This window comes from Pseudomonas atacamensis, from assembly GCF_017167965.1.
In the GTDB taxonomy this organism is placed as follows: domain Bacteria; phylum Pseudomonadota; class Gammaproteobacteria; order Pseudomonadales; family Pseudomonadaceae; genus Aquipseudomonas; species Aquipseudomonas atacamensis.
Window position 1 is genome coordinate 705615 of sequence record NZ_CP070503.1, and the last position, 24717, is coordinate 730331.

18 protein-coding genes and 1 tRNA gene are annotated in these 24717 nt (G+C 59.4%); 3 read left to right on the forward strand and 16 right to left on the reverse strand.

Annotated features, from left to right (window positions below; all coding sequences use genetic code 11):
- Positions 1–94: 94 nt before the first annotated feature.
- From pqqB to rpsU, 11 genes are all read right to left on the reverse strand, one after another.
- The gene (gene pqqB, locus JWU58_RS03225; protein ID WP_122612431.1) at positions 95–1006 is read right to left on the reverse strand and encodes a pyrroloquinoline quinone biosynthesis protein PqqB; all 912 of its coding nucleotides are present in this window, start codon (positions 1004–1006) and stop codon (positions 95–97) included.
- Between the two features lie 81 nt (positions 1007–1087).
- Complete coding sequence (gene pqqA / locus JWU58_RS03230) at positions 1088–1162, reverse strand: pyrroloquinoline quinone precursor peptide PqqA (protein ID WP_003444522.1); 75 nt, start codon at positions 1160–1162, stop codon at positions 1088–1090.
- A gap of 156 nt (positions 1163–1318) precedes the next feature.
- A complete protein-coding gene (gene pqqF, locus JWU58_RS03235; protein ID WP_206421479.1) occupies positions 1319–3730 on the reverse strand; it encodes a pyrroloquinoline quinone biosynthesis protein PqqF in 2412 nt (803 codons plus the stop codon).
- Positions 3731–3768: 38 nt separating this feature from the next.
- The gene (locus tag JWU58_RS03240) at positions 3769–4563 is read right to left on the reverse strand and encodes a carbon-nitrogen hydrolase family protein (RefSeq protein WP_123443834.1); all 795 of its coding nucleotides are present in this window, start codon (positions 4561–4563) and stop codon (positions 3769–3771) included.
- A gap of 12 nt (positions 4564–4575) precedes the next feature.
- Positions 4576–6258, reverse strand: coding sequence for a flavin monoamine oxidase family protein (locus JWU58_RS03245; protein WP_206421480.1), 1683 nt, complete (start codon positions 6256–6258; stop codon positions 4576–4578).
- 213 nt (positions 6259–6471) lie between these two features.
- Positions 6472–6933 (reverse strand): Lrp/AsnC family transcriptional regulator, encoded by a 462-nt coding sequence (locus JWU58_RS03250; RefSeq protein ID WP_016772879.1) that lies wholly within the window; start codon positions 6931–6933, stop codon positions 6472–6474.
- A gap of 179 nt (positions 6934–7112) precedes the next feature.
- Positions 7113–7189: transfer RNA gene (locus JWU58_RS03255), tRNA-Ile, on the reverse strand.
- Positions 7190–7204: 15 nt separating this feature from the next.
- Positions 7205–10951 (reverse strand): bifunctional diguanylate cyclase/phosphodiesterase, encoded by a 3747-nt coding sequence (locus tag JWU58_RS03260; RefSeq protein WP_206421481.1) that lies wholly within the window; start codon positions 10949–10951, stop codon positions 7205–7207.
- Positions 10952–11077: 126 nt separating this feature from the next.
- Entirely contained in the window at positions 11078–12925 is a 1848-nt protein-coding gene (gene rpoD, locus JWU58_RS03265) for an RNA polymerase sigma factor RpoD (RefSeq protein WP_024014550.1), read from the reverse strand.
- A 67-nt stretch (positions 12926–12992) separates the two neighbouring features.
- Positions 12993–14957, reverse strand: a complete 1965-nt coding sequence (gene dnaG / locus JWU58_RS03270; RefSeq protein WP_076564352.1) for a DNA primase — start codon at positions 14955–14957, stop codon at positions 12993–12995.
- A 486-nt stretch (positions 14958–15443) separates the two neighbouring features.
- Positions 15444–15659, reverse strand: coding sequence for a 30S ribosomal protein S21 (rpsU, locus tag JWU58_RS03275; protein ID WP_002551877.1), 216 nt, complete (start codon positions 15657–15659; stop codon positions 15444–15446).
- A 199-nt stretch (positions 15660–15858) separates the two neighbouring features.
- Here rpsU and tsaD point away from each other — a divergent pair, with 199 nt between their 5' ends.
- Positions 15859–16884, forward strand: coding sequence for a tRNA (adenosine(37)-N6)-threonylcarbamoyltransferase complex transferase subunit TsaD (gene tsaD, locus JWU58_RS03280; RefSeq protein ID WP_016772883.1), 1026 nt, complete (start codon positions 15859–15861; stop codon positions 16882–16884).
- Between the two features lie 23 nt (positions 16885–16907).
- On the opposite strand, the gene plsY is transcribed toward tsaD, so the two are convergent.
- Positions 16908–17477: a glycerol-3-phosphate 1-O-acyltransferase PlsY gene (gene plsY, locus JWU58_RS03285; RefSeq protein ID WP_123443837.1), complete on the reverse strand. Its 570-nt coding sequence runs from the start codon at positions 17475–17477 to the stop codon at positions 16908–16910.
- Positions 17478–17551: 74 nt separating this feature from the next.
- Here plsY and folB point away from each other — a divergent pair, with 74 nt between their 5' ends.
- Together folB and folK are read left to right on the forward strand one after the other, a co-directional pair.
- On the forward strand, positions 17552–17908 hold the full coding sequence (gene folB, locus JWU58_RS03290; RefSeq protein ID WP_016772885.1) for a dihydroneopterin aldolase: 357 nt from the start codon (positions 17552–17554) through the stop codon (positions 17906–17908).
- The gene (gene folK, locus JWU58_RS03295; protein WP_125916532.1) at positions 17899–18417 is read left to right on the forward strand and encodes a 2-amino-4-hydroxy-6-hydroxymethyldihydropteridine diphosphokinase; all 519 of its coding nucleotides are present in this window, start codon (positions 17899–17901) and stop codon (positions 18415–18417) included. Before folB ends, folK begins: the two co-directional genes overlap by 10 nt.
- 85 nt (positions 18418–18502) lie before the next feature.
- Here the strand turns inward: folK and JWU58_RS03300 are convergent, their stop codons facing one another.
- The 4 genes from JWU58_RS03300 to JWU58_RS03315 form a co-directional block, all read right to left on the reverse strand.
- A complete protein-coding gene (locus tag JWU58_RS03300) occupies positions 18503–19732 on the reverse strand; it encodes a multifunctional CCA addition/repair protein (protein WP_024014546.1) in 1230 nt (409 codons plus the stop codon).
- A gap of 63 nt (positions 19733–19795) precedes the next feature.
- A complete protein-coding gene (locus JWU58_RS03305; protein WP_024014545.1) occupies positions 19796–21358 on the reverse strand; it encodes a SpoVR family protein in 1563 nt (520 codons plus the stop codon).
- Positions 21355–22626: a YeaH/YhbH family protein gene (locus JWU58_RS03310; RefSeq protein WP_039757709.1), complete on the reverse strand. Its 1272-nt coding sequence runs from the start codon at positions 22624–22626 to the stop codon at positions 21355–21357. The genes JWU58_RS03305 and JWU58_RS03310 overlap by 4 nt, the downstream gene beginning before the upstream one ends.
- A 119-nt stretch (positions 22627–22745) precedes the next feature.
- Positions 22746–24668: a PrkA family serine protein kinase gene (locus JWU58_RS03315; RefSeq protein ID WP_016772892.1), complete on the reverse strand. Its 1923-nt coding sequence runs from the start codon at positions 24666–24668 to the stop codon at positions 22746–22748.
- Positions 24669–24717: the final 49 nt, after the last annotated feature.

Genomic DNA, 24717 nt, shown 5'->3' on the forward strand with positions numbered 1-24717 from the left:
GGCCTCTTCGCGAGCAGGCTCGCTCCCACAGTTGATCGCATTCCAATGTGGGAGCGAGCCTGCTCGCGATAGACCGCGCAGCGGTCTCGATTGCTTAAAGCACGATACTCATGCCATCAAACGCCACTTCAACATTACGCCGCACCAGCTCGGCGCGCTCCGGCGAATCCTCGTCGAGGATCGGGTTGGTGTTGTTGATGTGGATAAGTACCTTGCGCTGCTCGGGCAACTGCTCCAGCACTTCGAGCATACCGCCGGGGCCGTTCTGTGCCAGGTGGCCCATCTCGCGACCGGTGCGGGTGCCGACGCCACGGCGCTGCATTTCATCGTCATCCCACAGCGTGCCGTCGACCAGCAGACAATCACTGCCCGCCATGATTTCCAGCAGCGGCGCATCGATCTTGCCCAGCCCTGGCGCGTAGAACAGCTTGCCACCGGTGTTGAGGTCTTCAACGATCAAACCGATGTTGTCGCCCGGATGCGGATCGAAACGGTGCGGCGAATACGGCGGCGCGGCGCTGCGCAATGGCAGCGGGGTGAAACGCAGGTTCGGGCAGGCCGCTACGGTGAAGCTCTGGTCGAGCTCGATACGGTTCCAGTCCAGCCCGCCGTTCCAGTGAGTGAGCATCTTGAACAGGGGAAAACCAGTGCTCAGGTCTTCGTGAACCATGTCCGTGCACCAGACCTGATGCGGGCAGCCTTCGCGCAGGCTGAGCAGGCCGGTGGTGTGGTCGATCTGGCTGTCCATCAGGATGATCGCGCTGATGCCGGTGTCGCGCAGGGCGCGGCCTGGTTGCATCGGGGCGAAGCTTTGCAGTTGCGCGCGGATGTCCGGCGAGGCATTGCACAGCACCCAGTTAACGCCGTCATCGGAAATGGCGATGGACGATTGGGTACGGGCCTTGGCGTTCAGGCTGCCGTCGCGAAAGCCTGCGCAGTTGACGCAGTTGCAGTTCCACTGCGGAAAACCGCCACCGGCGGCCGAACCCAGAATCTGGACGAACATGAACGCTCCATCATTTCAACGCGGAAAATAAAACGCCTCGGCGAGCCGAGGCGTTGCACTGCGAATCTGCGTAAGCAGAACTCAGCGGCTGGCGAAGTACATGGTGACTTCGAAGCCGATACGCAGGTCGGTGTAAGCAGGTTTGGTCCAGGCCATGAGATGTCTCCTTCTGAGGGTTGGGATAGCGCTATCCATAGTTATAGTCCACGGCAGCGCGGTGATGTTCCAATTAGTTAGGCGGCTATGTTACTCAAAATTTCAACGCCGTGACCCGTGAATCTTTGAGAAAGCTCCTTGCAGCCTCGGTAATGATCAGTTTGTCGCTTGCCACGGTGTGCCCGGCATTGGTTCATTGGCCAGGCAGTGGTAGCCGCCCTCGGCATTGATCAGGCGTTGCGCAGCATCGAGCAAAGCCTGTCGATTCAGCTGCTGGATCGCCGCGACCAACTGCTCACGGTAATCCGACGAATGGCCAGCGAGTTTGCCCTGCCACAGCAGCTCGGCGGCATCCTTGGTGGACAGCGTGGCATCGTCGAACTGATCGGCGAGGCTTTGGCGCTGCTGCTTGAGGCTTGCGTCATCGACTGTTTCGATCAACGCGGGGATGTTTTTGAGGAACTCTTGAATGTGTTCGAGCAACTTGGCGGCCGAAGTCGTCGGCGATTGCACGCCAAAGACAATCGCGGTCCTGCCGTGCAATTGACGCAGCGCGCTGAACACGGCGTACCCCAATTGCAATTCGACGCGCAGGCGCTGGTAAAAAGGCGTCTGGCACACCTGAGCCAGAAGGCGCCATGCAGCTTCATCAGCGATGTCGCGGCTGGCAGTCGGGCAGACCAGCAGCAAGACGTGTTCGCTGGAGGCCGTGTTGATCTGGCTCCAGTGGTACTGGCCTTGTGTGGTTGGCATGACCGGTAGCTGATTGTCCGGTGTGCCGGGAATGCGGCTCAGCGCCAGGCCCAAGGCTGATTGGGTTTGTTGGTTGAGGCCTAGAGCGAGGCCGTCCCAGCGCGAAGTTGTCCACAGCTGATTGGCGTCATCGCTGGTTTCGATCGTGGACAGGCATTTTTCCGGCAATGCTTCCAGTAGTTGGCGGATCGGCATCGACGGTATCTGCACCGCGTCGCGCGGCGAATCGACCTCGATCCTCGTCAGACATTTCAGCGCATGCTCGAGGACGCTGGGCATCGGTTCCTGTAATCCGGTCATTTTCAGCAGGCATTGGTTACCTGCGGCGCTGAAAGACAAGTCCACTCCGGCTTCGGACGCATCCTGCCGTGTCTGGCGCAGACTGCGCTGCAATCTGGAGAGCAGATCTGCGCCGGCCGCCGTCTCGACCTGCCAGCGCAGGTAAATCGCGCCCTCATCGCTGTTGTCCGGCAGGGCCAGGCTGAACTGCATCGGCGATCGCTCGCGACGACTGCGCGAGCGATCCTGGGCGAAGGTGCGCAGGCCACGGTGGGCGCTGGTCTGGCCGCGAATCAGCCCGGCGTTGGCCAGCGGTTCACTGGCACGCAAGAAAGGATTGGCGGCGGGCAGATGCCAATGATCGCCGAAGTTATCCACAACGCCGATTTCGCGAAGGATGTGCTCAAGTGCGGCAGCGCTGGATTCCGACAGGCCGAATGCTTGCTGCTCGAGATCGAGCCGTGCCACTTGCAACGCGCCGCTGACTTGCTGCTGGCGCTGAAGCAGGGCGGCGTATTCCTCGCGCAACGGCGTCCAGTCCTGACGGGCGAAGAAGCTCAGCCAATCCAGCAGCCGTTCGCGAATGGTATCCAGGCGGTCGCCGTCGGCATGGAATTGAAGATGCAGCAGCGCTTGGCCGGCGAACTGGTAAAGCGGCGTGGCTTTCAGGCTGTCAGCCAGATTCTGTTGATGCAGGTATGCGAGCAATCCACCAGGTTTTGCGCTATTCAACCAATGACAGAGAAAAGCCATCGCCTCGGCGGATGACTCGGGCAACGCGTCGAAAGCAAATAACAGGTTCGTGTGAGCGCCGACCTGTTGATAACTTTTCACTGCCAACGGTGGCGGTGCGGCCTGGGCAACTTTATCCCCAACCGGCAACACCGCTGCGAATTGCTGCGCCAGCTCCCGAAGCTCATCGATACTTTGTGGCCCGACCAGACTCAGGCTCATTTGCCCGGTTCGATAAAAGCGCTGATGGAAGTCTTGCAGCGCCGACTGAAACCCAGGCGATTCGACCTGCAAGCTGTCCCGATTGCCCGCATGAAACCCACGCAACGGATGCTCCGTTGGCAAACCTTCATACAAGGCAAACTGCTGCTGCGCTGTCGGATCCTGCGACCAGGCGACGAATTCGGCCTGCAGCACTTCTCGTTCACGCAGTTGATCGTCCAGATTCATACGTGGCCGGGCGAGCATGTCTGACAAACGCTCGAGCCCCGCGCTGAAGGACGACACAGGCAACTCGAAGAAAAAGTCCGTGGTGCGCTCGCGGGTGCTGGCATTCACCTGCCCGCCGTGACGTTGCACGTAGGCCATCAGCCCTTCGTCTGTGGGAAAACGCTCGGTGCCGAGAAACAGCAAGTGCTCGAGAAAATGCGCCAGCCCCGGCCATGCCAGCGGCACGTCATGACTGCCGGCCGCCACGCGCAACGCCGCAGCGCTGCGCTTGAGACCGGGCACGTGGCGCAGGGTCACGCGCAGGCCGTTGGCCAGGGTTTCAGAGTGGGGGCGGGGATGAGTCGGCGCAGGCATGGGCACTTCCAGAACAGTGAAGTGCCCATGCTAGCGGATTAGCGGCGGTTGAGCGCGCCGTAAAGCTCCGGGCGGCGATCGCTGAGATAGCGATTGGCCTGGCGTGAGTCGTTCATCAATTGGCGGTCCAGTTCACCGACGATCAACGCTTCGTCCAGACCTGCCAGGGCGATGCGGCTGCCGTCCGGCGCGGCAATGCTGCTTTGCCCACAGTACTGAATATCGCCTTCATGGCCGCAGTAATTGGCGTAAGCCACGTAGCACTGATTTTCGAAGGCGCGGGCACGCACGGTGACATCGGCAACGAAATCGAACGGAATCATGTTGGCCGTCGGCACCACAATCAGCTCGGCGCCGGTCAAGGCCAGGCGCCGCGCGTTTTCCGGAAACTCCAGGTCGTAGCAGATCAGGAAGCCGAGCTTCCAGCCGTTCAATTCAACCACCGGCAAGTCGGAGTCACCGGGGCTGAACATCGACCGGTCGAGATCGCCAAACAGATGCGACTTTCGATAGTTGCACAGGCGCTCGCCGTGGCCGTCGATCAGTTGCACGGCGTTGTAGATCTGCCCGTCGGCGGTGCGCTCCGGATAACCGTAAACGATCGCCAGACCCGCAGCCTTGGCAATCCGGCCGATCTGCTGCGCCCATTCACCGTTGTAGACCTCGGCCAGCGTGCTCACCGCTTCGGCGCCGATGTTGTAGCCGGTCATGAACATCTCCGGCAGCACCAGCAGGTCGGCGCCCTTGGCCTCCATCGCTACCTGATGCAGGCGCTGCAGGTTGGCGGCGGGGTCCAGTGGCAGCGGTGGACATTGGTAAACGGCTACGCGCATCGGGGAATCCTCTTACTCGGGCAGGGCGATAGGGCCGATGTCTTTGAACACATCACCCGGGCCAGGGTTCTCTTTATGTGTCGAACCTCCGAAATGTTTCATGATGCCCCACACCGCGTTGAGCGAGGTCTGCACCGCGCCTTCAACCCACGCGGGTGTCCATGACACATCGTCGCCAGCGATGAAGATCCCGCGCTGCTCGGCCGGCATGTCGTCCTGCATGAAGTGCGCATACATGCGCTGGTTGTAGCGGTAATGGCCGGGCAGGGCGCCCTTGAAGGCACCGAGAAAGTACGGGTCGGCTTCCCACGACACGGTGATCGGGTCGCCGATGATCCGCGCGGCGATGTCGACTTTCGGGTAGATCTTCTTCAGCGCGTTCAAGGCGAGTTCAACGCGTTTTTCCACCGGATGCGGGAGCATTTTCAACGCGTCGCTCATCCACGAGTACGACAGGCAGATCACCCCCGGTTTGTCGTCGCCGTTGTCGAACAGATAGGTGCCACGGGTCAGGCGATCGGTGAGGGTCATGCTCATTACATCGCGGCCGGTTTGCGGATCCTTGTCCTTCCAGAACGGCCGGTCGACCATCACGAAGGTTTTCGACGACTGCATGTAGCGTGTGCGGTCTAGGGCCATCCACATCTTCTGCGAGAACAGGGTTTCGTCGCATTCGATCTGAGTGGTCAGCAGCCAGCTCTGGCAGGTTGTCAGGACGGCGGCGTATTCGCGGGTGTCACCGTTGTTGTCGGTTACGGCGAAACGGCCTTGCGGTGCGTGAGCAATTTTCTTCACACCGGAACGCGGCGCGCCACGGTGCAGGGATTTCAGGCTGGTGCCGGCCGGCCAGTGCACGCAGCGCTCCGGCACATGGCGCCAGATGCCCTGCGGCACCTGCTCGACGCCACCGACCACCAGGTGCTGGTGATCGTCGCAATTGGTCATTACCACGCGGAAGATTTCCAGCATCGAATTGGGAAAGTCTGAATCCCAGCCGCCGGTGCCGAAACCGACCTGGCCGAATACTTCACGGTGCTGGAACGACAATTTGGCGAAGGCTTTCGAGGTGGCGACGAAGTCGTAAAAAGTCCGGTCGTCCCACAGCGGCACCAGCTTGTTCCACAACTCTTTCAGGCGCGGCACATCGCGATCACGGATGGCTTGCTGGATGTCGGAGAATTGCGAACCTGCTTCCAGCGCATCCGCCCAGGCGTCAGCCACTTCCTGAAACAATGCAGGAAGATCCTTCAGGCTTTCGGCGTAGTAGGTTTCGCCTTCCAGATCGATCACGGTACTGCCAGACGCGCCGGTCAGCGGGTTGGGGAAGGGCTTGGTTTCCAGGCCGAGCTTGTCGACGTAGTGATAGAACGCGGTGGAGGACACTGGAAAGCGCATGCCGCCAAGCTCGGCGACGATGGCGTCGGTGCCGTTGAAGGCTTGCGAGCGCAGACGACCGCCGAGTTTCGACGCCTCGTACACCACCGGCTTCAAACCGAGTTTCATCAGTTCATACGCAGCCACCAGACCGGCAATACCCGCGCCGACAATCGCCACCTCAGCGCCATGGTGCTGCTCGGGAATGCTCCCCAGACCGGCGGGATGCTCGATCCAATCGTCAAACGCGAACGGGAAGTCCGGACCGAAAATGGTGACTGGTTTTTTTCCGTCTGCAGGATGGCGATTGTTCTTGTTCATGGCTGACCTTATTGGCGACCCGACGCAGGATTCGCGTCAGTATAGGAAAAGATGCCAGCCATTCTAGGGAGCGTGGAGCGCGTTAATAAGACGCAATGTGTCGTCGTTTTGCCTGATTGTTGTGCAGACTGACGATTGTGGGCTGCATACCGACCAAAAAAGTGGGAGCGAGCCTGCTTGCGAAGCGGCTCAGCCAGAATGCCCGGCCCATGCTCAGACCGGCTGCCCGCGATCAATCTTGCTGCTCAGAATGATCGAAGTCGTGGTTTTCTCCACCCCATCGACGCTGCCAATCTGATCCAGCAACTGATCCAACTGCTCCGGCGAATCGGTGCGCAACCATGCCACATAATCAAACTCGCCACTCACCGCACACAGCTGCTGCACCTGCGCCATCGCACTCAAACGTCGCAGCACGTCCTTGCCGGAACGCGGCTGCACCTTGATTCCGACGTAGGCTTGCAAACCACCATCGACCACACGCTGACCGAGGCGCACACCGTAACCGGTGATCACCTTGGCTTTTTCCAGGCGGGCCAGACGCGACGTCACCGTCGTGCGAGCAATGCCTAGCTGACGGGCGAGCATGGCCACGCTTTCGCGGGCGTTGATTTGCAGCGCGGCGATCAGTTGGCGGTCGATTTCGTCGAGGATGGGTTGGCGGGTGTCTGGCAAGGGGGACTCCGGTGGCATGGGACAATCAGGTTAAGGATGGTACAGGGACAATCGCGTTGGGGCTTTCTGCGTTCTCTCAAACGGATTTTCCTGCGCAGTTCCAGAACGTTGCGCCCGGCAAGACGAAACCCAACCACTCGCCCACAAAAAAGCCGCGCATCAAGCGCGGCTTTTCAATTTGGTGGGCCCACACGGACTTGAACCGTGGACCAAAGGATTATGAGTCCTCTGCTCTAACCAACTGAGCTATAGGCCCTCAGTAGGCCGCGGATTATAGCGACGGTTTCGCGGCTGTGCTATCCGAAAAATCCGATACGGTTACATGCAGAAACGTCGCGGCGAATTCCTCCGGGGGCAGCGGCAGGCTGACGATGTAGCCCTGGATCTGTTCACAACCTTCTGCGGCGAGGAATTGTTGTTGCGCCTGTGTTTCCACGCCTTCGGCAATCACGGTGAATTGCATGCTGCGACCGAGCGCGATGATGGCGCGTACGATCGCTGCGTCGTGGGGGTCGTCAGGCAGTCCGCGGACGAAGGATTGATCAATCTTGAGGATGTCCAGCGGCAGGCGTTTGAGGTAGCTGAGCGAGGAGTAGCCGGTGCCGAAGTCGTCGATCGCCAGTTGCACACCGAGGTGTTTGAGTTGGTGTAGCACTGCCAGCGCCTCTTCGGCCTGACTCATGATGAAATTCTCGGTAATTTCCAGTTGCAGTAAATCCGGCCTGAGGCGGTTGTCCTTGAGCAGTTGTTCGATGCGCACCAAGAGGTTGGGCTGACGCAATTGCGCACCGGCGAGGTTTACCGAAAGCGGACCGAGCGGTTGGTAGATCTCGTTCCACTCGAACATCTGCCGGCAAGCGGTCTCCAGCACCCAGTCACCGATCTGCAGGATCATGCCGTTTTCTTCCGCGAGCGGAATGAAATGCTCGGGCGGCACGTCGCCGAAGGTCGGGTGACGCCAGCGAATCAGCGCCTCTGCACCGACCAGACTGTGATCGACCAGGCTGATTTTCGGTTGGTAATAAAGAAACAGCTCATCACGCTCGATGGCACGGCGCAGTTCGTGCTCCAGCGCTATGCGCTCGCTGGCCTGGGCGGTGAGGTCGCGGGTGTAGCTTTCGACGCGGTTACGCCCCTTGGCTTTGGAGCGGTACATCGCCGCGTCGGCGTTTTTCACCAGCGTGGCCACGTCGCAACCGTCGCGGGGATAGAGGCTGGTGCCGATGCTGGCGCTGATAAAGAACTCGTGTTCGCCGGCCTGGAACGGCGCACCGAAGCAGTTGAGCAGTTTCGTCGCGATGTTGTCGGCGTCGCTGGCTTGCTGCAAGCCTGGCAACAGGATGATGAATTCATCACCGCCCAATCGCGCGACCGTGTCGATATCGCGCAGTTGTTCTTTCAAGCGCACGGCGATGCCCTTGAGCAACAGGTCGCCGACCGGGTGGCCGAGGCTGTCGTTGATGTGTTTGAAGCGGTCGAGATCGAGAAACAGCACCGCGCCCTGGCCGCCATTTTCCTGCTGGCTGGTCAGGGCCATTTGCAGACGGCTTTCGAACAGGGTGCGGTTGGGCAGGCCGGTGAGCGGATCGTGGTGAGCCTGGTAATCGAGCTTGGCCTGGGCATGCTTGAGGCTGGAGATGTCGGCGAACACCGCGACGAAGTGAGTGATGAACTTGTCGCGATTGCGCACCGCGCTGATGGTCAGCCAGCTCGGGTACAGCTCGCCGTTCTTGCGCCGGTTGGAAATCTCGCCTTGCCAGTGTCCCTCGTCGGTCAATTGATGCCACATCGCAGCGTAGAAAGCGCTGTCATGCAGCCCTGACGCCAGCAAGCGTGGCGTGTGGCCCAGTGCTTCACTTTCGCTGTAACCGGTGATTTCGGTGAAAGCACGATTGACGGCGCTGATGTGTTGTTGAGTATCGGTGATCAATACGCCCTCGGCGGTGCTCTCGAAAACGGTCGCGGCCTGCTGCAGTTTCTCCTGCATGAGATGGCGTTCGGTGATGTCGCGGGCGATGGTCAGCATGCAATCCTCGTCGCCAATCGGCAGCGGTCGACTGGACACTTCGCACAGGCGAATCTGCCCGTCGCTGCGACGGATGTGGCATGTGAAGTCGCGGACGAAACCGTCGCGTTGCAGCAGGTCGAGCATCTGTTTGCGTTCGTTGAGGTTGACCCAGATACCCAGATCCAGCGTCGAACGATCCACTGACATGGCGCTGTTGAAACCGGTGATGCGGCTGAAACCTTCGTTGACCTCCAGCAGCAGGCCGTCGCTCTGGCGCGACAGCAGCAGGCCGTCGGGCGACGCATGGAAAGCCTTGGCGAACTTCTCTTCAGAGGTTTGCAGTTGCTGTTGGGTTTCCTTGAGCTGGCTGATGTCGCGCACCACGACTACCAGCGCCGGCGTGGTATCGAGGTCGAAGGGTTCGGCGGAAATCAGCCCGGTGAACAATTGGCCGTTGTTGCGGCGAAAGGGCATTTCCAGATTACGGATGCTGCCGGCCTGCAAACGCTGCAAGAGGCCCGGCCCGACGCCGGGAATGCCCCAGATATTGAGGTTGGTGGCGGTCTGGCCGATCACGTCCTCGGCCCTGAGGCCGATCTGCTCCTCGAAGGCCTCGTTGACCTCCAGCAGGCAGCCGTCGGACAGGCGTGCAATCACCAGAATGTCCGGGCACTGCTCGAACACCGATGCGAACTTCTGCTCGGACAGGCGCAGCGCCTCTTCGGTGCGTTTGATTTCGCTGATATCGATCATCAACCCGCGCATCACCGGTTCGTGGCCATGCTCGATCAGGCTGACAATGTCGCGCACCCACAGGCAGCGGCCGTCGGCGGTGATCACGCGATAATCGACGATGTGATCGCGGCCCTGGCGTAGCGCTTCCCTGCAATAGTTCTGCGTGCGGGTCAAGTCGGCCGGATGAATGATGTTGTGCCAGAAACCCGGAATCAGCCAGTGAGACTGTGGATACCCGAGCAGGTCTTCAGCATGGGGCGAAACATAGCTGTAGGTGAAGTCGCTCATCCGCGCTTCCCAGGCGATGGCCGACAAGCTCTCTACCAGGCCACGGTAGTGATATTCGCTACTGCGCAATTCCTGTTCGAGGTCGATGCGCCGGCTGATTTCCGAACTCAGTCGGCGGTTGATGCGAATCACCACGGCGAGGATCGTCATCAGCAGCAACAGACCGGGCAGACCGTACATCAGCAGGTCCGACCAGAACGTGCGGTGGTCGAGCACATTACCGACCCAATGTTCCTGGATGCTGCTGATTTCCGCCGGCGTCATGTCGGCGAGGACTTTATCAAGTATCCCGACCAGCACCTTGTTGTCGCGGGGCACGGCCATCGCCAATTGATAGCGATATGGGGTTTCGCCGCTGACGTAGAGGCCGTCGAGCTTGAGCTGGCGCAGGCTCCACACGCTGGAAGCGAGATCGCCGACCACCGCGTCCACTTCATCGGTCGCCAAAGCTTGCAGCGCCGAGCTGACATTGGGCATGGCGACCAGATTCAGATCGGGGTGGTGAGTGCGCAGCAGTTCGTGGGGGGCGTAGTTTTCCACCACGGCGATTTTCAGACCGTAGAGGTCGTCGAGTTTGCGCGGCTGGGCGCCGCCGACATGGGCAAGGATGACGATCGGGAAGTCGAGGTACGGCCGGGTAAATGCCAGGTAATTCTGGCGCTCCGGCGTGGACATGATCCCTGGCAGCAAATCGATCTTGCCTTTTTTCACCTGCTCCAGCACCACCGTCCAGCTTGCTGGTTCGATGGGCGTCAGCTTGATCGCCAAGCGCTGGCGAATCACGTCGATATAGTCAGCGGCCAGACCCTGATAGCGGTTCTGATCGTCACGAAATTCGAAAGGCGGCCACGACGCGTCGACACCCAGGCGCAAGTCAGGGTGAGCCGCCAGCCAGCTGCGTTCTTCATCGGTGAGAGTCAGCGCGTCAGCCGTGGCGGTGCAGATCATCAATGACAGCAGAAAAAGCACGGGCGCCAGTCTGGGCATAACGCTCTCGTCACGGCTTGGGGATGATTGTTTCGAGTGTAGACGGGGTACGCGGCGGGGAGGGCGGAGCGGGGAATTTAATCTGCCATAAAACAAAACCCCCGGCCTGGGCCGGGGGTTCTGGTATCACTCGTCGAGGAAGGAGCGCAGATGCTCGCTTCGCGTCGGGTGGCGCAGCTTGCGCAGCGCCTTGGCTTCGATCTGACGGATCCGCTCACGCGTTACGTCAAACTGTTTGCCAACTTCTTCGAGCGTATGGTCGGTGTTCATGTCGATACCGAAACGCATGCGCAGTACCTTGGCTTCACGGGCAGTGAGGCCGGACAGCACTTCGCGCGTCGCTTCCTTCAGACTTTCCACCGTGGCGACATCGATGGGCGACTGCATGGTCGAGTCTTCGATGAAGTCGCCCAGATGGGAGTCTTCGTCATCACCGATCGGGGTTTCCATGGAGATCGGCTCTTTGGCGATCTTCAGTACCTTGCGGATCTTGTCCTCAGGCATTTCCATGCGTTCGCCCAGCTCTTCCGGAGTCGGTTCGCGACCCATTTCCTGCAACATCTGCCGGGAAATACGGTTGAGCTTGTTGATCGTCTCGATCATGTGCACCGGAATACGGATGGTGCGCGCCTGGTCGGCGATCGAGCGAGTGATCGCCTGACGGATCCACCAGGTGGCATAAGTCGAGAACTTGTAACCACGACGGTATTCGAACTTGTCCACCGCCTTCATCAGACCGATGTTGCCTTCCTGGATCAGATCGAGGAATTGCAGGCCGCGGTTGGTGTACTTCTTGGCGATCGAGATCACCAGACGCAGGTTGGCTTCAACCATCTCTTTCTTCGCGCGGCGGGCCTTGGCCTCACCGATCGACATGCGACGGTTGATGTCCTTGATTTCCGCGATGGTCAGGCCGGTCTCGGTTTCCAGTGCGATCAGCTTCTGCTGGCAACGGATGATGTCCGGCTGCACGCGACCGATGGCTTCGGCGTACTTGCTCTTGCCTTTAGCCAGGGCGTCGGACCAGCTTTCGTCGACTTCGTTACCCGGGAACTGACGCAGGAAATCGGCGCGTGGCATACGTGCATCACGTACGCACAGCTGCATGATCGCGCGCTCTTGCTGACGCAGACGATCCAAAGCACTGCGTACACGCTCGACCAGGGCTTCGAATTGCTTCGGCACCAGTTTGATCGGCATGAACAGCTCGGCCAGAGCCAGCAACTCGGCAACCGCTGCCTTGTTGTGACGACCGTGCTTTTTCAGGGCCTTGCGGGTGATTTCCATCTGGTCGGCGACGGCGCCGAAGCGCTGTGCAGCGATGACCGGATCCGGACCGCTTTCGGCTTCTTCTTCGTCGTCGGAAGATTCGGCATCATCGTCATCGGTATCGTCGTCGGCCTTGACGGCTTTCGGATCGACCGGCGGCGGCACTTCTGCCGCAGGCGGCGCGATGCCGTCGTCCGGGTCGATATAACCGCTCAGGACGTCGGACAGGCGACCACCTTCGGTGGTGACGCGGGTGTACTCGGAGAGAATGTGGTCAACCGTGCCAGGGAAGTGCGCAATTGCGCTCATCACTTCACGAATGCCTTCTTCGATCCGCTTGGCGATTTCGATTTCGCCTTCACGGGTCAGAAGCTCGACCGTACCCATTTCACGCATGTACATGCGCACCGGGTCAGTGGTGCGACCGATATCGGTCTCCACCGCCGCCAACGCAGCGGCTGCTTCTTCCGCAGCGGCCTCGTCGGTATCGGCGTCGGCCAACATAAGGGCGTCCGCATCCGGAGCACTCTCGTGTACGGGGATCCCCATGTCGTTAATCATGCGGATGATGTCTTCCACCTGCTCCGGATCTGAAATATCCTCAGGCAGGTGGTCGTTGACCTCGGCGTAAGTCAGATACTTCTGCTCACGACCCAGTTTGATCAACTCAATAATACGAGACTGCTGTTGCGCTTTTCCGGACATAACACCCTATCCACTGAAGGTCTTGGCGGGCAAAAAACAAGCCGAGGATTATACCTGAGCTATGACCTCACGCGCCAGTTGAGGTCGGGTTTGATGCGGAAACATTGCGACTTAAAAGGTCGCGCAGTTGATTTTTCTCTTCGACGCTCAGTTCGCTTTGCCGCGCTTTCCTGAGTAACTGTTCGAGATTTCGCTCGCGTTGGCGGGCGGACAAGCTAGTAATGGTGTCGAAAAACTGTTGTTCAAGGTTATCTCCGTCAATCAGCCATTCCTTTTCTGCCAGCGCCTTGAGCAAGCGACCCTGTTCAGTACCGTGCCATCGCGCGATCAACTGAAATGAGTTTAGCTTGGGATTCTTCTGTACGGCTTCGAGCAGCGCCACAAGCAACTGGGCGTTGGTCTGATTTTCATCGGCAATGTGCCCGGCGTCCTCGACGCGCTTGGCCAGTTGCGGATGATGGAGCAATGTTCTCAATGCCGTCAGGGTTGGCGATTCGACGCCAATCGGCGTGCGCGGGCGCTGCTGTTCGCGATCGCCACCGCGCTTGCCGTTCTTGTCCCACGGTTTCTTGTCCCACTTCTTGCCGCCGGCGCCGGGTTTCTTCGGCGTCCATTCCTGCTGCGGCGCGTACATGTCCTGTGCCTGCGGCTGATGGTAGTCGCTGTAGTCCGGCATGGCGTCGTAATCGAAGCCCGGATCGTAGGCAGGCGGTGCTTCCTGCGGCGCACTCTGAACCAATTGGCTGACGGTCTCGCTGCTCAGGCCGGTAATCTCGGTCAGGCGCTGACGCATGAGGATGCGCAGGTTCGCTCCTGGCACCTTGTCGATCAATGGTGCAGCGAGGGTGGCCATGTGCGCCTTGCCCTCAAGAGAGCGCGGGTCGGCTTCTTCGGTCAGTTGCTGGAAAAAATAATCGGCCAGCGGCTGCGCGTGCTGATTGATGCGCGCCTTGAATGCGTCGGTGCCTTCGGCGCGAACCAGGGTGTCCGGGTCTTCGCCTTCGGGCAAAAACAGGAACCGCGCGCGACGACCGTCTTGCAGACACGGCAGGGTCGCTTCCAGTGCGCGCCACGCGGCGTTGCGGCCGGCCTGGTCGCCGTCGAAGCAGAACAATACGTTCGGCACGACGCGAAACAGGCGCTTGAGGTGTTCTTCGCTGGTCGCAGTACCCAGCGTGGCGACGGCATTGCGCAAGCCTTGCTGGGCGAGGGCGATGACGTCCATGTAACCCTCGACAACGATGATTTCATCGAGGTTGCGATTGTTCTTGCGCGCTTCATAGAGGCCGTAAAGTTCCTGGCCTTTATGGAATACCGGGGTTTCCGGTGAGTTCAGGTACTTGGGCTTGTCGTCGCCCAGTACGCGGCCGCCGAAGGCGATGATCCGTCCACGGGTGTCGCGGATCGGAAACATCACGCGATCGCGGAAGCGATCATAGCGCTTGCCGGTTTCGGCGTTCTCGATCAGCAGGCCGGCTTCGATCATGGCCTTCTGTTGCAGCGTGTCACTGCTCAGATGCTTGAGCAGGTTGTCCCAGCCTGGCGGCGCAAAGCCGAGGCCGAAATCCCGAGCGATCTCGCCGGTCAGGCCGCGGCCCTTGAGGTAATCCACCGCAGCCTTGCGCGACGGATGACTCTTGAGTGCCTGCCGGTAAAAATCAGCGGCGGCGGTGAGCAGTGGATACAGCGGCGAATCGGTCGGCTGACGCGGCTTACGCTCGCGGCCGCTTTCTTCGCGGGGGATTTCCATGCCGGCGGCTTTGGCCAGATCTTCGACGGCCTGGGGGAAGTCCAGGTTGTCGTGATCCATGAGAAAGCCGAGGGCGTTGCCGCCAGCGCCGCAGCCGAAACAGTAATAGAACTGCTTGTCGGGGCTGACGCTGAACGACGGGGTTTTCTCTTTGTGAAACGGGCAGCAGGCGGTGTAGTTCTTGCCGGCCTTCTTCAATTGCACGCGCGAGCTGACCACGTCGACAATGTCGGTGCGGTTCAGCAGGTCGTCAATGAAGCTCTGGGGAATCAGCCCGGCCATGGCGTTCTCGTCGTCTGCGCTGCAATAAATCCGTTGCGACAGGCTGTCGGACGCGGGCCATTGCTGGAAACGCACAAAAAGTGCGGCTCGACCGATGTCGTCTGCGTGATCGCTGTCGGGAAGTGTATCTGCCGAAAATCCACTGACGTTAGTACCTATCAGTCTTCGACTATGTGAAAGTGTTGCGCTGAATCCGCTGACGGCCGGTTGTCGGCCTCGGATAGCTCAATAAAGCGGGCACGCATGCAGGTGCCTTGGGCTGATCGTCGTAAGAGGAATCAGTGGGTGTGCTCGTCAGTAGCCTTGAAAGGCTCGTCAGAAAAGACGTGCACCGCTGGCAAAAGAGCCAGGCCTGACGCGGTGAAGCAGATTTGTCTCGGTCGCATCGGCGGCGTCGACGGTGAAGCATCAAGCGTTTTACGCAAATGCCATTAGCCCGGCTGAGGGCCGGGCTTAGGCAAGAAGCTTGCTACGAACGTCTGTGGATTAGTACAGACGAACGGCGCGGCGCTGTTCGCGCTGAACTTTCTTGGCGTGACGCTTAACAGCGGCTGCTGCTTTGCGCTTACGCTCAGAAGTTGGCTTCTCGTAAAATTCGCGGCTACGAACTTCAGCCAGTACACCGGCTTTTTCGCAGGAGCGCTTGAAACGACGCAGAGCTACGTCGAAGGGTTCGTTCTCTTTTACTTTGACGGCTGGCATCCAGAGCTACCTTCATTCATTACCGGGGTCAACATCCTCGCGGCAAAAGAGCACTTGAAGACGTCGGTTTTTAAGGGTTGCGGATGTTAACCCCTCATCGCTCGGAATGCAAAGCCTCTGATCGAAAACCGCTGGTCGGAGCATCACGTGGCGACTATTATGCGCGCCTTCGAATTCAGCCTAAACAAGGCGCAAACCCATGCTAGTACTGGGATTAGAAACCTCCTGCGACGAAACCGGCGTCGCATTGTATGACAGTGAACGCGGTCTGCTGGCCGACGCGCTGTTCAGTCAGATCGACCTGCACCGCGTCTATGGCGGTGTGGTGCCGGAGCTGGCCTCGCGTGACCACGTCAAACGCATGCTGCCCTTGATCCGTCAGGTGTTGGCCGAGGCCGACTGTGTGCCGACCGAGATCGACGCAATCGCCTACACCGCAGGTCCTGGCTTGGTCGGCGCGCTGCTGGTCGGTGCGTCCTGCGCGCAGGCGCTGGCGTTTGCCTGGGGCATTCCGGCGCTTGGCGTGCACCATATGGAGGGCCACTTGCTGGCTCCGATGCTGGAGCCGAAACCGCCGCAATTCCCGTTCGTCGCTTTGTTGGTGTCCGGTGGTCATACACAGCTGGTTCAGGTCGATGGCATTGGCCAGTACAGCCTGCTCGGCGAGACGCTCGACGATGCGGCCGGTGAAGCCTTCGACAAAACCGCAAAAATGATGGGCCTCAATTACCCCGGCGGGCCGGAAATCGCCAAGCTGGCCGAGAAGGGCGTCGCAGGACGTTTCACTTTTCCGCGTCCGATGTGTGATCGCCCGGGTCTGGACTTCAGCTTCAGCGGTTTGAAAACCTTCGCCCTCAACACCTGGCAGCAATGCGTCAGCGCCGGGGACGACGGCGAGCAAGCCCGTTGCGACATCGCGCTGGCGTTCCAGCAGGCCGTGGTGGAGACTTTGACCATTAAGTGCAAGCGCGCCCTGAAACAGGCAGGCATGAAGCGGCTGGTGATTGCCGGCGGCGTCAGCGCCAACAAGGCGTTGCGGGTTTCGCTGGAAAAGATGCTCGGCGATATGAAGGGCGATGTGTTCTATGCGCGCCCGGAGTTCTGCACCGACAATGGCGCGATGATCGCGTTTGCCGGTTGCCAGCGCCTGAAGGCCGGTCAGCAGGAAAGTCTGGCAATCACCGTGCAGGCACGCTGGCCAATGGAGCAGTTGTCGGCGCTGTAATGAGCGACGCTCATTAACGGCAGTCAGAAATGCCGTTCGCGCCCGGCAAACAGGTCGCGTAGATTGCCGCGATGGCGCCAGACAATCAGCAAGGTCAGCGCGCTCATTGGCAGCAAGGCTTCCGGCTCTTGCCAGGCCAGCAACGGCAGGGTCAGTGGCGTGGCAATCAGCGCCGCCAGCGAGCTGGTGCGGGTCAGGTAGAACGTCAGCATCCAGGCGCACACCGCCAGGAGCGCGGCGGGTGGATACAGGCCGAGCAGCATGCCGGCGGCAGTGGCAACGCCTTTGCCGCCGCGGAAGCGAAAGTATAAAGGGAACAGGTGACCGATCACGGCGCACACGCCAATCCACGCCTGATCCTGCAGTGAGAGGCCCGCGCTCGAGGCGATCAGCACCGGCAGCAGGCCTTTGCACAGATCACCGAGCAGGGTCAGGATCGCCAGTTTGCGACCGGCCAAGCGCAGCATGTTGGTGGCGCCGGCATTACCCGAGCCACTCATTCGCGGATCCGGATTTCCGGTCAGGCGGCTGAGCAAAATGGCGAAGGACAGCGAGCCGAGCAGGTAGGCGAGAATCGCCAGTAACCAAAACATGCTAACTATTCCGGGCGAGGACGCCCTGATTCTAACGGCGCATTGCGCCCTTGTCGTGCAGCGGAGAGAAGTGCTTGGACAGAGTGTTTATCGAGGGCCTGGAAGTCGACACCGTGATCGGTGCCTACGACTGGGAGCGCGGCATCCGTCAGTGCCTGCGTCTTGATCTGAGCTTCGCCTGGGACAATCGCCCGGCCGCCGCCGGTGACGACCTGACCCTGGCGCTCGATTACGCCAGTGTTTCCACGCGCATTCAGGCCTTCGCCGAGCAGGCGCAGTTCCAGTTGGTCGAAACCTTTGCCGAGCGTCTGGTTGAAGTGCTGATGGCCGAATTCAAGATCACCTGGGTGCGACTGAAACTGACCAAGCCGGGCGCCGTTCCGGCCGCCAAGGGCGGTGTGGGTGTGGAGATCGAGCGCGGATGTCGCTGACTCAGGTGTACCTCGGGCTCGGTAGCAATATCGAGCGCGAAACCCATTTGCGCGCAGGTCTCGATGCGCTGGCCACGTTCCTGGTGGATATCCGATGTTCGGCGGTGTTCGAGAGCCAGCCGGTGGGCATCAAGAGCGGGCCGTTCTTCAATTTCGTGGTCTCGGCCTACACCGATCTGCCGTTGATGGAGCTTGATCGCCGCTTGAAATTCATTGAGGCGGATAACGGTCGCTATGCACCGGATCGCAAGGGCTTGCCGCTGGATATCGACGTACTGCTGTATGGCAATCTGGTGGGTAATTTCGATGGATTGATCCTGCCGCGTGCGGAAATCCTGAAAAATGCCTTTGTGCTGTGGCCGCTGTCGTTGATTGCGCCGGATCGGGTACATCCGGGGGTGGGCCAAAGCTTTGCGACATTGTGGGCTGAGGCGCAAATTGATCAGGTGTTGGCGCCGGTTGCGTTCGAATGGCGGGGGGAGCAGCTCACGCCTTCGGATTTGCGGTGATATCAAATTCGCTTTCGCGAGCAGGCTCGCTCCGACATGGGATCGAGGTCTCCTGTGGGAGCGAGCCTGCTCGCGAAGTTTTTTATCAGGCTGTCGCCGCCTCTTTGTAGGCTTTCAACGCCTTCAGTCGTTCCCGCTTCAGCGCTTCGCCCAGTTCAGGCCCCTTGAATCCCAGCTCCAGCAACGGCTGCACGGCCACTTCTCGTGCAGCTTTCGCCGCTCCGCGCAAATAGTCCGCCTGTGGATAACTTCGCTGCTCCAGGCCCTTGCGGCCACGGGCATCCATCTCGCACGCGGCGATAAACTCTTCGAATCGCTGCGGCCGGCGATAGATATCGAAACTCTGCAGCAACTCCAGCAGCGTCGAGGCTTTCAGCTCCAGCGCCCGGTGCCCATGGGTGTGGTATTGCCCGACCAGCAGCGCCAGTTCCTGACAGTCTTTGGGGACTTTAAAGCGCTCGTTGACCGCTTTGATCAGCTTCAGTCCGTTGTGCTCATGGGCGATATGCCTGGGCCATTCTTCTTCCGGCGTCAGGCCTTTGCCCAAGTCGTGCAGCAGGCAGGCCCAGCGCACCGTCAGTGGTTGCTTGAGCAGCGCTGATTGCTCCAACACGCTCAGGGTGTGCAGGCCTGTGTCGATTTCCGGGTGATGGGTCTCTGGCTGCGGCACGCCGAACAAGGCGTCGACTTCCGGCATTAGCTCCTTGAGTGCGCCACAGTCGCGCAAGACCTGGATGAACACCTGTGGATGGTCTTCCATCAGTGCGCGGGAAATCTCTTTCCAGCTGCGCTCAGCGGTCAGCGCCTGCAATTCGCCGGACTCACTGAGCTGGCGCATCAAACCCATGGTCTCGTCGGCGACCGTGAAGCCCAATCCTGCGTAGCGTGCAGCAAAGCGGGCAACGCGCAGTACTCGCAAGGGATCTTCGGCGAACGCTGGGGAAACATGGCGAAGGATTCGTGCTTCGAGATCGCGCTGACCATGGTACGGATCGGTCAGGTTGAGCTGATCGTCCTCGGCCATGGCATTGATCGTCAGGTCGCGGCGAATCAGGTCTTCTTCAAGCGTGACTTCGGGACTTGCGTAGAAAGTGAAACCGCCGTAACCGCGACCGCTTTTGCGCTCGGTGCGGGCGAGGGCATATTCCTCACCGGTTTTCGGGTGCAGAAACACCGGGAAATCTGCGCCGACCGGGCGGAATCCCTGGGCGAGCATTTCTTCAGTGGTCGCACCGACCACGACCCGGTCGACATCAGTGACCGGCAACCCCAACAGGCGATCACGTACCGCGCCGCCAACCTTGTAAACCTGCATAAAAAACCTCCGTCAGTCCGACAGGATAACCCTTGCGTCAGACTTTCGGAGGCCAGAACCGGATCAAAGATGAATCACGGCCAGATCGAGCCGGCCGTAATCGCCCTCGCTGTGTTCACTGCGGGGCGGCACGTGATGGGTTTTCATGATCTGGTCGCCTTGCAGGGTTTCCAGATGAATGTCGAAGCCCCAGAGCCGGTGCAGGTGCTTGAGCACTTCCTCGGTGGAGTCGCCCAAGGGTTTGCGGTCGTGCTGCTGATGGCGCAGGGTCAGCGAGCGATCGCCGCGCCGATCAATGCTGTAGATCTGCACGTTCGGCTCACGATTGCCGAGGTTGTACTGCGCGGCCAGGGTTTCCCGGATGATCCGGTAGCCGCCCTCATCATGGATGGCCGGCACCAGCAGGTCGTCTTTCTGGTCGTCATCGAGAATGCTGAACAGCTTCAGATCGCGGATCACCTTGGGCGACAGGTACTGCAGGATGAAGCTCTCGTCCTTGAAACTGCTCATGGCGAACTTGATGGTCGACAGCCAGTCGGAACCGGCGATGTCCGGGAACCAGCGGCGATCCTCTTCGGTAGGCTCTTCGCACATGCGCCGAATGTCGCGGTACATGGCGAAACCCAACGCATACGGGTTGATGCCGCTGTAGTACGGACTGTCGAAACCCGGTTGGAATACCACGCTGGTGTGCGAGGTGAGGAATTCCATCATGAAGCCGTCGGTGACCAGGCCTTCGTCATACAGATCATTCATCAACGTGTAGTGCCAGAATGTTGCCCAGCCTTCGTTCATGACCTGAGTCTGGCGCTGCGGATAGAAATACTGGGCGATCTTGCGCACGATGCGCACGATTTCGCGTTGCCAGGGTTCCAGCAGTGGCGCGTGTTTCTCGATGAAATAGAGGATGTTTTCCTGCGGTTCGGCCGGGAAGCGGGCGTTGTCCTTGTCGCTGTATTTGTCCGCGCCTTTGGGAATGGTGCGCCACAGATCATTGATCTGCTTCTGCATGTGCTCTTCACGGTCCTTTTGCCGCCGGCGCTCTTCTTCGGCGGAGATCGGATACGGACGCTTGTAGCGGTCGACGCCGTAATTCATCAAGGCATGGCAGGAATCGAGCAGGTCTTCCACGGCGTCGATGCCGTGGCGTTCCTCGCACTGCATGATGTACTGCTTGGCGAACACCAGGTAATCGATGATCGAACTGGCATCGGTCCAGGTGCGGAACAGGTAGTTGCCCTTGAAGAAGCTGTTGTGGCCATAGCAGGCATGGGCCACCACCAGCGCCTGCATGCAGATGGTGTTTTCTTCCATCAGATAGGCGATGCACGGATCGGAGTTGATTACGATCTCGTAAGCCAGGCCCATCTGCCCGCGACTGTAGGATTTCTCTGTGCTGAGGAAGTGTTTGCCGTAGGACCAGTGGTGATAGCCCAGCGGCATGCCCACCGAGGCATAGGCGTCCATCATCTGCTCGGCGGTGATCACTTCGATCTGGTTGGGATAGGTGTCCAGTGCATAGCGGGCCGCGATCCGGGCGATTTCACGGTCGTAGGTCTGGATCAGCTCGAATGTCCATTCTGAGCCGGTGGAAATCGGTTGGCGTTTCTGCTCTTTGGCGGTCATGTCACTAACCTGCGCTGGAAGAGTTCACGGAAGACCGGATAGATATCTCCGGCCGAGACCAGTTGCTGCTGGGCAAACGTGTCAGAGAAGGCTTCGGCGATGCGTTCGTATTCGTACCACAGGGCCTGATGTTCGCGCGGGGTGATCTCCACATAAGTGTAGTACTGCACAAACGGCATGATCTGGTTGATCAGGATGTCGCGGCAGATCGGCGAATCGTCGTTCCAGTTGTCGCCGTCGGAGGCCTGAGCGGCGTAGATGTTCCACTCGTTGCTCGGATAGCGCTCGGCCATGATTTCCTGCATCAGCTTCAGGGCGCTGGAAACAATGGTGCCGCCGGTCTCACGAGAATAGAAAAACTCCTCCTCGTCCACTTCCCGGGCGCTGGTGTGGTGACGGATGAACACCACGTCGATCTTGTCGTAGTTACGCTTGAGAAACAGGTACAGCAGGATGAAAAAGCGCTTGGCGATGTCCTTGGTCGCCTGCGTCATCGAACCGGAAACGTCCATCAGGCAGAACATCACTGCTTTGGAGCTGGGGTTGGGTTGCTTGACCAGCAGGTTGTATTTCAAGTCGAAGGTGTCTAGGAACGGCACGCGGTGAATGCGCGCGCTGAGTTTCTCGATTTCAGCCTCGAGTTCCTGGATATCGCCGAAGTTGTCCGGTTCTTCGCGCTTGAGCCGTGCCAGCTCTTCCTTGGCTTCACGAAGCTTTGCGCGGCTGCTGCCGGACAGGGCAATACGACGTGCATGTGCTGAGCGCAGGGTGCGGATGATATTGATGCGTGAAGGGTTACCTTCGTTGCTGATCCCGGCGCGTACGGTTTTGAACGTGTCGGTGCCGGTCAGGTTGCGTTTGACCAGATTCGGCAATTCAAGGTCTTCGAACATGAATTCGAGGAACTCTTCCTGCGTGATCTGGAAGACGAACTCGTCCATGCCTTCGCCGGAATTCCCCGCCTTGCCCGGACCGCGTCCACCGCCGCCTCCCGGTGGACGAGCGATATGTTCACCGGCCGTGAACTCTTTGTTACCGGGATGCACCACGGTCTGCTTGCCGCCGCGTCCATGATGAAGCACCGGCTCGTCGATATCGCGGCCGGGAATGCTGATCTGTTCACCGTGCTCCATATCGGTAATGGAGCGGCGACTGACTGCCTCTTCGACAGCCTTCTTGATGTGGTCACGGTAACGCCGCAGAAAACGCTGGCGGTTTACCGTGCTCTTGTTCTTGCCATTGAGGCGTCGGTCGATCACATAGCTCATAAGGCCCCTCCGGGGAGCTTCAAGTTTTGAGCTGCAAGCTGCAAGTAAAAGCGAATGCCCGTGTTTTCAGGTTCACGCGCTTTGTTCTTGCAGCTTGTGGCTTATAGCTTGCAGCTGCCTCACTGCGACTTGCGGACCCGCAGGTACCATTCGGACAGCAGGCGTACCTGTTTATCGGTGTAGCCACGTTCAACCATTCGCGTAACGAAGTCGTTGTGTTTCTGCTGATCCTCCTTGCTGGCCTTGGCGTTGAAGCTGATGACGGGCAGCAGGTCTTCGGTGTTGGAGAACATTTTCTTCTCGATGACCACCCGCAGTTTTTCGTAGCTTAGCCAGGTCGGGTTCTTGCCGTTGTTGTTGGCCCGGGCGCGCAGGACGAAGTTGACGATTTCGTTGCGGAAATCCTTCGGATTGCTGATGCCGGCCGGTTTCTCGATTTTCTCCAGTTCTTCGTTCAGCGCCACGCGGTTGAGAATCTCGCCGGTTTCCGGGTCGCGATACTCCTGATCCTGAATCCAGAAATCCGCATACAGCACGTAGCGGTCGAAGATGTTCTGGCCGTATTCGCTGTAGGACTCCAGATAAGCGGTCTGGATTTCCTTGCCGATGAACTCGATGTAGCGCGGCGCCAGGTATTCCTTCAGATAGCGCAGGTAGCGTTCGCGGGTTTCTGCCTGGAACTGTTCCTGTTCGATCTGCTGCTCCAGCACATAGAGCAGGTGCACCGGATTGGCGGCGATTTCATGCGGATCAAAGTTGAACACCTTGGAGAGAATCTTGAAGGCGAAGCGGGTCGACAGGCCGTTCATGCCTTCGTCGACACCGGCCGAATCGCGATACTCCTGAATCGACTTGGCCTTCGGATCGGTATCCTTGAGGTTTTCACCATCGTAGACGCGCATCTTCGAATAGATGTTGGAGTTTTCCGGCTCCTTGAGGCGCGACAGCACGGTGAATTGCGCAAGCATTTTCAAGGTGTCCGGTGCGCAGTGCGCCTTGGACAAGGAACTGTTGAACAGGAGTTTGTCGTAGATCTTCACTTCATCGCTGACGCGCAGGCAGTACGGCACTTTGACGATGTAGATCCGGTCGATGAACGCCTCGTTGTTCTTGTTGTTGCGGAAGGTGTGCCACTCCGACTCGTTGGAGTGAGCCAGCAGGATGCCGGTGAAGGGAATCGCGCCGAGGCCTTCGGTACTGTTGTAGTTGCCCTCCTGAGTAGCGGTCAGCAATGGGTGCAGCACCTTGATCGGCGCCTTGAACATTTCGACGAATTCCATCAAGCCCTGGTTGGCTCGGCACAGCGCACCGGAGTAGCTGTAGGCGTCAGCGTCGTTCTGCGGGAATTCTTCGAGTTTGCGGATATCGACCTTGCCGACCAGCGCCGAGATGTCCTGGTTGTTCTCGTCACCGGGTTCGGTCTTGGCCACCGCAATCTGATTGAGGATCGACGGGTACAGCTTGACCACGCGGAACTGACTGATGTCGCCGCCGAATTCGGCCAGGCGTTTGGTCGCCCAAGGCGACATGATGGTGTTCAGGTAGCGTCGTGGAATGCCGAAATCTTCCTCAAGGATCGCGCCATCTTCAGTGGCGTTGAACAGACCCAGAGGTGATTCGAAGACCGGCGAGCCTTTGATGGCGTAGAAAGGTACCTTCTCCATCAGCTGTTTCAGCTTCTCGGCCAAGGACGATTTACCGCCACCGACGGGGCCGAGCAGATAAAGAATCTGTTTCTTCTCTTCCAGGCCTTGGGCGGCGTGGCGGAAATACGAGACGATCTGGTCGATGCATTCTTCCATCCCGTGGAAGTCTTCAAAGGCCGGATAGCGGCGGATCACCTTGTTGGAGAAGATGCGCGACAGCCTCGAATTGGTCGAAGTGTCGAGCAGTTCCGGTTCGCCGATCGCCATCAATAGACGCTCGGCGGCGGAAACGTAAGCGCTGCGATCGTTTTTGCACAGCTCCAGGTACTCCTGCAGAGAGAGTTCTTCCTGGCGTGTGGATTCGAAGCGTTGTTGGAAGTGGCTAAAGATACTCATGACGTCACCTCGCTCGATACGTGGAGCCGACGCCGGATCACTCAGTCGA